Source organism: Pseudomonas sp. 05N434 (genome assembly GCF_056396965.1).
Genome location: NZ_JBFTMK010000105.1, coordinates 1 through 10,897 on the forward strand (window position 1 = coordinate 1; position 10,897 = coordinate 10,897).

A 10,897-nucleotide genomic window follows, 5' to 3' on the forward strand; every position below is an offset into this window, starting at 1 on the left:
CCCTATTGGCCGGATGTCGCCCTATTGGCCGGATGTCGCTCGCGGTTTCACACCGTCACTTTCGGTGATCGGCGATGCGGCGCCGTTGTACCTGGCCATCGGCATTCTCGGGGCCACGGTGATGCCGCATAACTTGTTCCTGCATACCTCGATCGTGCAGACGCGGATGATCGGCAAAGACCTGGCCAGCAAGCAGGACGCGGTCAAACTGGCGCGCATCGACACCATCGGCTCCCTGGCCCTGGCACTGCTGGTCAACGCGGCGATCCTGATTCTTGCTTCGGCGGCCTTCCACAAGACCGGGCACACCGACGTGGTGGACATCCAGGATGCCTATCACTTGCTCGATCCATTGGTGGGCGGGGCGTTGGCCAGCGTGTTGTTTGGTGTGGCGTTGCTGGCGTCGGGGCAGAGCTCGACCTTCACCGGCACCATCGCGGGCCAGGTGATCATGGAGGGCTACCTGAACCTGCGCTTGCCCTGCTGGCAACGGCGCTTGATCACTCGCGGGCTGGCGCTGATCCCGGCGTTTATCGGCGTGTGGCTGATGGGCGACGGGGCAATCGGCAAACTGCTGGTGTTGAGTCAGGTGGTACTCAGCCTGCAACTGCCATTCGCGTTGTACCCATTGATTCGCATGACCAACGATCAGACGCTCATGGGGCCGTTTGTGAATCGGCTGCCAACTCGGGTGTTGGCGTGGGGATTGTTTACGGTAATCAGTGCGGCCAACAGCTGGTTGATTTTGCAGTTTGTGGGCTGAGTCATTCTTTTGATCTTCACCCCCGCTCAAACGCCTCAACCAGATAATCGATAAACACCCGGGTCTTGGCCGGCATCAACGTGCGGCTCGGGTAATACAGCGAGATCGATCCCGCGTCGGCATGCCAGTCCGGCAACAAGCGCAGCAGTTCGCCGTGCTGGATATGGGCGATGACATCGGGCGACACCAGCAGCGTCACACCAAGGCCGAGCAGGGCCGCTTCACGCATGGCGGCAGGGTCATTGAGCACGATGTTTTCACTCAGCTCGGCGCTGGCTTCATTGCCCACGCTATCCCGCATCACCCATTGGCGCACCCGCCCGGTGCGAATGCCGCGCATCACAATGCCGTTGTACTGAGCCAGGTCCGCCGGGCTGCTGGGCAGGGTGCGTCCGGCCATGTACGCCGGTGAGGCCACCGCCACCACATCCGCCGCTGCCAACGTCCGCGAGACGACCCCGGGTGTCAGCTCGAAACCGCCGCCGATGGCGGCGTCATACCCTTCGGCGATCAGATCGACCTGGCGGTTTTCAAAGTGCCATTCCAAGCGAATCAGCGGGTAGCGCGCCAGAAATTCCGGTAACAGCGGCAACACGTGGTCAATGCCGAACGTCGGCGCCAAGCTGACCTTGAGCACCCCCGCCGGCTCCCCGCGAYCACTGGACACCGCACTGATCGCCGTCTGCAGCGCCTGCAGATTGCCGCCGATGCTGGCCAGAAAGCGTTCGCCGGCTTCGGTCAGTGACAGCTTGCGGGTCGAGCGCTGGAACAGCCGCACACCGATATTGCGTTCAAGCATCGCCACGTTGCGGCTGACGGCGGCGGGCGTCAGTGCGAGCAACCGTGCGGCGGCGGAGAAGCTGCCGGTTTCAGCGCTGCGCACGAAAGATTCGAGGTTGGCGAGTGTTTCCATCTCAGACACCTGATATTAATACTTGAAGATCATTCAACTCATTACCGTCTAATAAAGTAGTAATGGCAAGCGCAGTATTCACTCCACCAACCCACTACGGAGTGAACACCATGAGCACTATCGGAATCATCGGCGCCGGCGCCATCGGCACAGCCTTCGCCAAAGCATTGTCCCGTCAGGGCATTGAAGTCGTCATCGCCAACAGCCRCGGCCCGGAAACCCTGGCCTCACTGGTGGAAGAACTCGGGCCGACGGCGCGGGCCGGCACCCGTGAAGAAGCGGCCGCGCAGCCGATCGTTCTGGTCGCGGTGAACTGGTCGAAATTGCCAACGGCACTGGCCGGATTGCCGGATTTCGGCGGGCGGATTGTCATCGACGCGAACAATTCGATCGAGGCGCCATCGTTCAAAGCGGTGGATTTGCAGGGCCGTCCGTCCAGTGAAGTGTTTGCCGAATGGGTACCTGGCGCGCGGGTGGTCAAGGCCTTCAATCACCTTCAAGCGCATCTGCTTGAGAGTGATCCGGCGGCGGAGGGTGGGCGGCGAGTGTTGTTTCTTTCTGGTGACGATGCCGAGGCCAAGGCTCAAGTGGCAGCGCTGATCGAGCGATTGGGCTTCTTTGGAATCGATCTGGGCGAACTGAGTGTCGGGGCGCGGCTGGTGCAGTTCCCGGGCGGTCCGTTGCCGGTCTTGAACCTGGTGAAATTTGCCTGAGGGCCAGAGGTTTCCAGCCGTTGTGGTGAGGGGACTTGCCCGCGAAAGCGGTGTGTCAGGCGACATCAATGTTGACTGTGCCGCCGTCGTCGCGGGCAAGCCACGCTCCCACAGGTAACAGAGTGCTCTCGGGAGAATGCGGTCACCTGTGGGAGCGAGCCTGCTCGCGATGAACGACAACGCGGTCTCGGGCTAGCGCTCGATCGCCAATGCCACGCCCTGACCACCACCAATGCACAGGGTGGCCAGGCCTTTTTTGGCGTCACGCTTGATCATCTCGTGCAGCAAGGTCACCAGCACCCGGCAACCCGACGCTCCAATCGGATGACCCAGGGCAATCGCGCCGCCGTTGACGTTGACCTTGCTCAGGTCCCATTCCAGGTCCTTGGCCACCGCCAGGGATTGCGCGGCGAAGGCTTCGTTGGCCTCGATCAGCTCCAGTTGATCGATGGACCAGCCGGCCTTGTCCAGGCAACGACGGGTGGCGCTGACCGGGCCGATGCCCATGATCGCCGGGTCGACGCCCGCGTTGGCGTACGCGGCGATTTTCGCCAGCACCGGCAGGCCGAGGGCCTTGGCTTTTGCGGCGCTCATCAGGATCACCGCGGCGGCGCCGTCGTTCAGCGACGAGGCGTTGCCGGCGGTCACCGAGCCGTCCTTCTTGAAGGCCGGTTTCAGCTTGCCCAGGGACTCGGCGGTGGTGCCGGCACGCGGCTGTTCATCGGTGGCGTAGGCCAGCGGATCGCCCTTGCGCTGGGGGATCAGGATCGGGGTGATTTCATCGACGAAACGCCCGGCTTCGATGGCGGCCACGGCTTTTTGTTGCGAGGCGGCAGCGAAGGCGTCCTGGGCTTCACGGCTGATGCCGTACTTGTCCACCAGGTTCTCGGCGGTGATGCCCATGTGGTAATCGTTGAACGCATCCCACAAACCGTCGCTGATCATCGTGTCGACGATCTGGCTGTGGCCCATGCGCAGACCGGTGCGGGCGCCCGGCAGCACGTAATTGGCCAGGCTCATGTTTTCCTGGCCACCGGCGATGATCACCTCGGCATCGCCGCAGCGAATCGCCTGCGCTGCCAGGTGCAGCGCTTTGAGGCCCGAGCCGCAGACCTTGTTCAGGGTCATGGCCGGTACGGCGTGGGGCAGGCCGGCCTTGATCGCAGCCTGACGCGCAGGGTTTTGCCCGGCGCCGGCGGTCAATACCTGGCCCATGATCACTTCATCGACCTGCGCCGGGTCCAGATCGGTTTGCGCCAGCAACTGGCGGATCACCGCAGCACCGAGGTCCACCGCAGACACATTGGCCAACGCGCCCTGGAAACTGCCGATGGCAGTGCGAGTGGCAGCAACAATCACAACGTCTTGCATGGACGGATTCCTCACTGGGCAGCGAACTGCATTTCCGGGACGTGGTCAGGCACGATCAGTTTGCCGGCGGTCTTGGCGACGATTTCCTCAACGCTCACGCCTGGTGCGCGTTCCTTGAGAATGAACGCACCGTTGTGGATTTCCAAGTAGGCCAGGTCAGTCAGCACGCGTTTGATGCAACCGGCGCCGGTCAGCGGCAGGCTGCAGCGGGGCAGCAGTTTCGACTCACCGTCCTTGGAGGCGTGGGTCATGGTGACGATGATGTTGTCCGCACCGGCCACCAGGTCCATCGCACCGCCCATGCCCTTGACCAGTTTGCCGGGGATCATCCAGGAGGCGATGTTGCCTTCGACGTCCACTTCGAACGCACCGAGCACGGTCAGGTCGATGTGGCCACCGCGGATCATCGCGAACGATTCGGCGGAGGAGAAAATCGACGCGCCGATACGCGCGGTCACGGTTTGCTTGCCGGCGTTGATCATGCCGGCGTCGACTTCGGCGTCGGTCGGAAAGGCGCCCATGCCGAGCAGGCCGTTTTCCGATTGCAGCATGACTTCCATGCCTTCGGGGATGTAGTTGGCGACCAGGGTCGGAATGCCGATGCCGAGGTTCACGTAGTAGCCGTCCTGCATTTCGCGGGCGACGCGCTGAGCCATTTGTTCGCGGGAAAGTGCCATTGTTGTTATTCCTTCATTCGGTCCGGGGGCAGGGGATCACTTACGCACGGTGCGCTGTTCGATGCGCTTTTCGAACGTGCCGCAAATGACCCGGTCGACGTAGATGCCAGGGGTGTGGATCTGCGACGGGTCCAGCTCGCCGGGTTCGACGATTTCTTCGACTTCGACCACGGTGATCTTGCCTGCGGTGGCGGCCAGCGGGTTGAAGTTCTGGGCGGTGTGGCGATAGACCACGTTACCGAAATGGTCGGCTTTCCAGCCTTTGACGATGGCGAAGTCACCGGTGATGGATTCTTCCATCAGGTACTGGCGGCCCTTGAATTCGCGCACTTCCTTGCCTTCAGCGACTGGAGTGCCGACGCCGGTGGCGGTGAAGAACGCCGGGATGCCGGCACCGCCTGCGCGCATTTTCTCGGCGAGGGTGCCTTGGGGGGTCAGGACGACTTCTATTTCGCCTTTAAGCAGTTGGTCTTCGAACAGTTTGTTCTCGCCGACGTAGGAGGCCACCACTTTGCGGATCTGCCGGTCCACCAGCAGCACGCCGAGACCGAACCCATCGACGCCGCAGTTGTTGGAGACCACGGTGAGGTCACGGGTGCCCCGGTGCTGAATCTCGGCGATGAGGTTTTCCGGAATCCCGCACAGGCCGAAGCCGCCGGAGATCACGGTCATGCCGTCTTCAAGACCGGCCATCGCTTCCTCATAGGAATACACGCGCTTGTCGAACCCTGCCATATGCACCTCTTTTATTCTTTGTGGGCGGCTGGCTAGCCGGATGGGGAGGGAGTGTCTCGCCACAGGATTTATTTGTTAAGTTGATTTTTAAGGTTGATTGATAGATAAAACTCACCAATGAGTGCGCGCTACGTTGGAGACAGTGGCCATGACCGTTAAACAGATCCGCGCCTTCCTGGCCGTGGCCCAGAGTTTGAGCTTTGCCGTGGCTTGCGAACGGCTGCACCTGTCCCAGTCGGCGTTGAGCCTGACCATCAAGGCGCTGGAGGAGGGCCTGGGCGGGCGCCTGTTCACCCGCAATACCCGCAACGTCGCACTGACCGCCGAGGGTGAATCGCTGCTGCCACTGGCCCGTCGGCTGATCGCGGACTGGGACAATGCCGAGGATGAACTGCGCCAACGCTTCACCCTTCAGCGTGGCCGCGTGACGCTGGCGGCGATGCCGTCGTTTGCCGGCAACCTGCTGCCGCCGATCCTCAAGACCTTYCGYGCGCGTTAGCCAAAGGTCAACGTCACGGTGAACGACGTGATCAACGAGCAGGTGCTGGAAATGGTCCGGGACCGTCAGGTGGAATTGGGCGTGGCGTTTGAGCCGACCCAGAGTTCGTCGCTGCAATTCACCCCGTTGTACATCGACCGGTTTGTGGCGGTGGTGCCGCTTGATTCACCGCTGGCGGACCTGGGCGATATCGATTGGCAGACCTTGCTCAAGGAACCGTTCATTACCTTGCAGCGACCGTCCACGGTGCGGGTGATGCTCGAAGAGCATTTGCAAGCGCGGGGCATGAAATTGCCGGTGGAGTTTGAAAGTCATCAGTTGGCAACGGTCGGGCGGATGGTGGCCAGCGGACTGGGCGTGAGCGCGGTGCCAGCGTTGTGCGCCGGGCAGATGCGCGAGCTGGGCGCGCGTTGCATCACCCTGCGCGACCCGGTGGTGGAACGGGCGATCGGGGTACTGACGACGGGGCAAGAACTGTCGGCGGCGGCGCAGGCGTTGTTCGATATTCTCAAGGCCGAAAACCTTGGCGAGCGTCTGAGCTGATCACGGTCACCTGTGGGGGCGGGCTTGTGTGGCGAGGGGGCTTGCCCCCGTTGGGGCGCGAAGCACCCCTAAAACCAATCACCGCGATCTTGAATTTAGAAAGCGGTGACTGGTTTTACGACTGCTTCGCAATCGAACGGGGCGATGCGGCGTTCCGACAAGCCCCCTCGCCACACAAGCCCGCTCCCACAGGGTCCGGTTTCATCCGTTGCATCCGGGCAGACCAACCTGCCCGGATGATGCGCCTGCCCTTATTTACGCGCCTCCAGAATCAGGTTGAACGGCGTTTCCGTGGCTCGCCGGAACTGGGTGAACCCCGCCTCGGTGAAGACCTTGCGCAACCGTGCCTCGCCCGCCTGGGCACCGAGCCCGAGGCCGACTTCCTGGGACAGCGAGTTGGGTGTGCAGATAAAGGTCGAGGCGGCGTAGAACAGCCGTCCCACCGGGTTGGCGTTCTCGTCTAGCGTGTCGTTGGCGAAGGGCTCAACCAACAGCACCGTGCCGTCGGGTTTGAGCGATTCATAGGCATGCCGTGCGGCGCCCACCGGGTCACCCATGTCGTGCAGGCAGTCGAAATAGCAGATCAGGTCATAGTCGTCGCCCGGATAGCTCTTGGCGTTGCCCTGGAAGAACCGCGCCCGACCGGACACGCCACCTTCTTCGGCGCGCTGGGTGGCGACGGTGATCGAGGGCGCGTGGTAATCGAAACCGACGAACCGCGACTCGGGGAAAGCCTGGGCCATGATCACGGTCGAGGCGCCGTGGCCGCAGCCGATGTCCGCCACTTTCGCGCCGGCTTCCAGTTTGGCGACCACCCCGTCGAGCGCCGGCAGCCACTCGCTGACCAGATGCGCCTTGTAGCCTGGGCGGAAGAACCGCTCGGTGCCGCTGAACATGCACGGATGGTGATCGCCCCAGGGCAGGGCGCCGTTGCCGCGCATGGCGTTGACCAGTTTGTCCTTGTCATGAAAAAACGACGCAACCACCGCCATACCGCCGGCCACATAGACCGGTGAGTCTTCGATCGCCAGCGCCAGGGCTTGCTCTTCAGGCAGGCGGAACTGGCCGTCGCTGTGTTCCATGTAACCGGAGGCCGCGTGGGCGCTGAGCCATTCACGCAGCAGGCGGGTGTTGCAGCCGGTCTTCGCGGCGAGTGTTTCGGGGGTGACGGGCTGACTGTCGGCCATGGCCCGGTACAGGCCGAGTTCTTCGCCGAGGATGACGTTGGCGAGCATCGCCGCGCCGCCCATGTCGCTCACCAGTTTGCCCATGAAATCATTGAGTCTGGCCTCGTCCATCTTGTGTGCTCCTTCAGCAGGATCACGGCCCGCAGGCATTGTTTGTCGAGGCATGCGCCTGTGGGCGGTGATCGTGGGAATGAACAGGACGATAACCGCGTCCTGGCTCCCCCCCGCGGGGGGTAATCAACAAGTCTAGTTCGTGTATCCCTCTGTATCTGGCTGCCTGTCCGATACAGTGCGCTGAGAAGAGGGGTGTTTGCGCACACAGACCCGACACACCGAGGCGCTTGACTGGGCCTGCCGGCCGGCACTGAGTGTTCAGGCGCTGGAGACCGGATCCCAGGATGAGATCGACACCATGCAAATTCCCCTCACATCTGCGCAGGCGACCGTCGGGCTAGGCTTGYGCCGCGGTTTGATGAAGGACCTTCAAGCAGCCTCGGCGGGCGCTTTCGACTTTCTGGAAGTCGCGCCGGAAAACTGGATCGGCATCGGCGGCGCGCATGGCGCGGCGTTTCGTGCCCTGGCCGAGCGTTATCCATTGTCCTGTCACGGCTTGTCCTTGTCGCTGGGCGGATCGGCGCCGCTGGACGTCGGGCTTCTGCGGGAGGTGCGGGTTTTCCTCGATCACTACAAGGTGCCGCTGTACAGCGAACACCTGAGCTACTGCAGCGATGACGGGCATCTTTACGATCTGCTGCCGTTGCCGTTTACCGAGGAAGCGGTGCATCACGTTGCCGCCCGAATTCGTCAGGCACAGGACATTCTCGGTCGGCGCCTGGCGGTGGAAAACGTCTCCTACTACGCCGCGCCGCAGCAGGACATGGACGAATTGACGTTCACCAACGCAGTGCTGCGCGAAGCCGATTGCGACCTGCTGCTGGACGTCAACAATGTCTACGTCAACTCGATCAATCACGGTTTCGATCCGCAGACGTTTCTGGCGGGCATCGACACGGGGCGAGTGGTCGCGATGCATGTGGCGGGGCATTTCGACGAATCCGACACCCTGAAAATCGACACCCACGGCGCCTCGGTCAAACCGGTGGTCTGGGCTTTGCTGGCCGAGGCGTATGCGCGGTTCGGCGTACAGCCGACGCTGCTTGAGCGGGACTTCAACTACCCGGCGTTCTCTGAATTGGTCAGCGAGTTGCAGACCATCCGCCGACTGCAGCAGGAGGCTAACCATGGATAAGCCGACGCTATATCAGCAGCAAGACACCTTGACTCGTTACCTGCGCGATCCCGACCACTGCGCACCGCCTGCCGGGATGGACGTGGCACGGGCGCAGGTTTATCGCGATCTGGTGTTCTCGAACCTGTCGTCGTTGCTCAGCGGCACCTTTCCGGTGTTGGTGAGAATACTGGGGGACAGTGACTGGCGTTCTCTGGTGCGGATCTTCCTGCGGGACTACCGCGCTCAAACGCCCAAATTCGGCGAGATTGCCCAGGAGTTCGTCGAGTTCCTCGCATCGATGCCTCAGGCGCTGAACGATGGGCCGTGGCCACCGTTCATGGTCGAGCTGGCGCATTACGAATGGGTCGAAATGGCCCTGCAACAATCCGACGCTGAGCCGTTGCCGGCCAGTGATGCTGGATTGCTGCTGGATCAACCGTTGCAGATTTCGCCACTGGCCTGGCCGTTGGCCTATGGCTGGCCGGTGCAAAAAGTGGGGCCGGATTATCGGCCGCAAGTGCCACCGACTCAGCCGACGTTGCTGTTGGTGCGTCGGGCTGAAGACTGGAGTGTGCGCTTCTCTGAACTGAGCCCGTTGGCGTGGCGGTTGTTGCAGCGGATCGGGGAATTTCCTCAGCTCGATGGTCGGTCGCAACTGGAAGGGCTGGCGGTGGAGGCGGGGATGGCGGGGGCGCAGGCCTTTATCGATAGTGGATTGGCGTTGTTGCGGCAGATGCATGGGGAGGGGGTAATCGGCATAGCGGCCTTTAGTCGCTGCTAATCAGCGAATCGCCCTACATCCATTTCTACCTTTCCTGACTTCATTTCTGATTGATCCCCCGCAAAGTCCCCGCGCCTAATTTTCTGCGCAAGGGATTGCTTATGTTCGACTCCTTTTCTCCCGTCACTGCCTACTTTCCGGTGCGTTGATGGAGCACATCGCCCGTATCGAGCAGGAGCTAGACCGTTTTCCGGACTCCCTGACGCTCTACCGCAAACAGCTTAAGCATTGGTTCAACCAAACGGCGGACATGGCCAGCCGTGCCGCTGATTTGCCGTCGCTGATGGACATGGAACGCAAAATCAAACTGGGCGATACCAGTAAGTCCGTCAGCAGCAGCGATGACGATTTTTTCTCCAGCGTTGCGCAGTGTCCCGACGGCGGAATTCTGCAGATCGAGAGCAAGTTTGAGTCGGTTTACGATGTTCCGTTGGGGAATATTCAGGTCGATGTCATTGCGGTGGATGGCGGTAAGTCGACGCCTGTGACGCTCAATGAACGTGGCAAGGGAGAGTTCACCGGTACACCCGGCAAGTTCTACCGCGTTCATGTTCACAACGAAGTCACCCCGGATCAGGTAAATGAGCTGTTTTCCTCGTACGACGGCCTGACGAAGGAACTCGACAGCTGGCTGCGTGATGAATGGCAGACGTTCAAACCGAGGTGGTCGGAATCGTCTTCGGTTGCTGTAGGCAATGGAATGCTCGCGGGAAGTTGGGCGGCAATTGAAGGCGTGTGGGACAGCATCGGCCTGCTGTCGGACATTCTCAAGGATCCGGCGAAGTTTGGAGAGCGGTTGGGCGAAAGCGCCGCAGAGCTGGAGAAGCTCGCCAAAGCCGCACCGGATGTCATGGAAAAAGCCCAGTTGCTAGTCAGTGACGAAGCAGCGCTGTGCCTGCTGGTGCGCTGCGCCAGCCTCTGGCTGGACATGCTGCCACCCAGCGAAATTGCCGGCAAAACCGCCGAAGCGGTGTCGATGGTGGTGGTGCAGCTGCTGATCGATATCCTGATTGGCCTCGTCCTGACGTTCGCCGGGGCGGGCGCCGGCATCGCCTATCTGACGATGCGTTTGGCTGATCGAGCTGCGCAGTTGATCAGTGCCGTTGTGCGTCTCGTGAAGGCGATTTTCACGATCATCAATAACTTCATCGGCTAYGTCGACCGCTACAAAAAAGTCGCCGCCCGTGGCATTGCGGCGGGCCTGAAAAAAGGCCGGATGCAACTGCGCTGGGATGCCAAACGCAACACCACACTGAAAAAAAACGAACACCACGACGACTCCCCGGATCAGGCGAAAAACCCCAACGGCGACAGCGCCACCTGTGCACCGTCGACCTGCAAAAATGGCTGCCCAGTGTCGATGGTCACCGGCGAAGAACTGCTGACCCTCACCGACGGTGCGCTGGACGGCATCCTGCCGTTCGACTTCACCCGACTCTATCGCACCAGCGCCGCCGAGATCGACTGCGGCCTCGGCTTTGGCT

10 protein-coding genes and 1 pseudogene are annotated in these 10,897 nt (G+C 61.7%); 6 read left to right on the forward strand and 5 right to left on the reverse strand.

Going from position 1 to position 10,897, the window contains the following annotated elements; genetic code table 11:
- The coding region (locus AC1DLB_RS09505; protein ID WP_477784919.1) for a divalent metal cation transporter at positions 1 to 763 on the forward strand (763 nt) is incomplete at its 5' end.
- A gap of 16 nt (positions 764 to 779) precedes the next feature.
- Here AC1DLB_RS09505 and AC1DLB_RS09510 read toward each other — a convergent pair.
- Complete coding sequence (locus AC1DLB_RS09510) at positions 780 to 1,676, reverse strand: LysR family transcriptional regulator (RefSeq protein WP_477784920.1); 897 nt, start codon at positions 1,674 to 1,676, stop codon at positions 780 to 782.
- 110 nt (positions 1,677 to 1,786) lie between these two features.
- Between AC1DLB_RS09510 and AC1DLB_RS09515 the strand changes: the two genes are divergently transcribed.
- Positions 1,787 to 2,389, forward strand: a complete 603-nt coding sequence (locus AC1DLB_RS09515) for an NADPH-dependent F420 reductase (RefSeq protein WP_477784921.1) — start codon at positions 1,787 to 1,789, stop codon at positions 2,387 to 2,389.
- Positions 2,390 to 2,581: 192 nt separating this feature from the next.
- On the opposite strand, the gene AC1DLB_RS09520 is transcribed toward AC1DLB_RS09515, so the two are convergent.
- From AC1DLB_RS09520 to AC1DLB_RS09530, 3 genes are read right to left on the reverse strand one after another with little or no spacing between them, the layout of a single operon-like run.
- The gene (locus AC1DLB_RS09520) at positions 2,582 to 3,760 is read right to left on the reverse strand and encodes an acetyl-CoA C-acetyltransferase (protein ID WP_477744446.1); all 1,179 of its coding nucleotides are present in this window, start codon (positions 3,758 to 3,760) and stop codon (positions 2,582 to 2,584) included.
- Positions 3,761 to 3,771: 11 nt separating this feature from the next.
- Positions 3,772 to 4,437, reverse strand: a complete 666-nt coding sequence (locus AC1DLB_RS09525) for a 3-oxoacid CoA-transferase subunit B (protein ID WP_477784922.1) — start codon at positions 4,435 to 4,437, stop codon at positions 3,772 to 3,774.
- Positions 4,438 to 4,473: 36 nt separating this feature from the next.
- Entirely contained in the window at positions 4,474 to 5,172 is a 699-nt protein-coding gene (locus AC1DLB_RS09530; RefSeq protein WP_018928063.1) for a CoA transferase subunit A, read from the reverse strand.
- 148 nt (positions 5,173 to 5,320) lie between these two features.
- On the opposite strand from AC1DLB_RS09530, the pseudogene AC1DLB_RS09535 reads away from it, so the two are divergent.
- Positions 5,321 to 6,214, forward strand: a pseudogene (locus AC1DLB_RS09535) (LysR substrate-binding domain-containing protein).
- Between the two features lie 251 nt (positions 6,215 to 6,465).
- On the opposite strand, the gene AC1DLB_RS09540 reads toward AC1DLB_RS09535, so the two are convergent.
- Complete coding sequence (locus tag AC1DLB_RS09540) at positions 6,466 to 7,512, reverse strand: class I SAM-dependent methyltransferase (RefSeq protein WP_477744447.1); 1,047 nt, start codon at positions 7,510 to 7,512, stop codon at positions 6,466 to 6,468.
- A gap of 301 nt (positions 7,513 to 7,813) precedes the next feature.
- Between AC1DLB_RS09540 and AC1DLB_RS09545 the strand changes: the two genes are divergently transcribed.
- From AC1DLB_RS09545 to AC1DLB_RS09555, 3 genes are all read left to right on the forward strand, one after another.
- Positions 7,814 to 8,650, forward strand: a complete 837-nt coding sequence (locus AC1DLB_RS09545; protein WP_477784924.1) for an HvfB family MNIO-type RiPP peptide maturase — start codon at positions 7,814 to 7,816, stop codon at positions 8,648 to 8,650.
- The gene (locus tag AC1DLB_RS09550; protein ID WP_477744449.1) at positions 8,643 to 9,413 is read left to right on the forward strand and encodes an HvfC family RiPP maturation protein; all 771 of its coding nucleotides are present in this window, start codon (positions 8,643 to 8,645) and stop codon (positions 9,411 to 9,413) included. The genes AC1DLB_RS09545 and AC1DLB_RS09550 overlap by 8 nt, the downstream gene beginning before the upstream one ends.
- A gap of 148 nt (positions 9,414 to 9,561) precedes the next feature.
- A partial coding sequence (locus AC1DLB_RS09555) for a DUF6531 domain-containing protein (protein WP_477784923.1) occupies positions 9,562 to 10,897 on the forward strand: 1,336 nt, incomplete at its 3' end.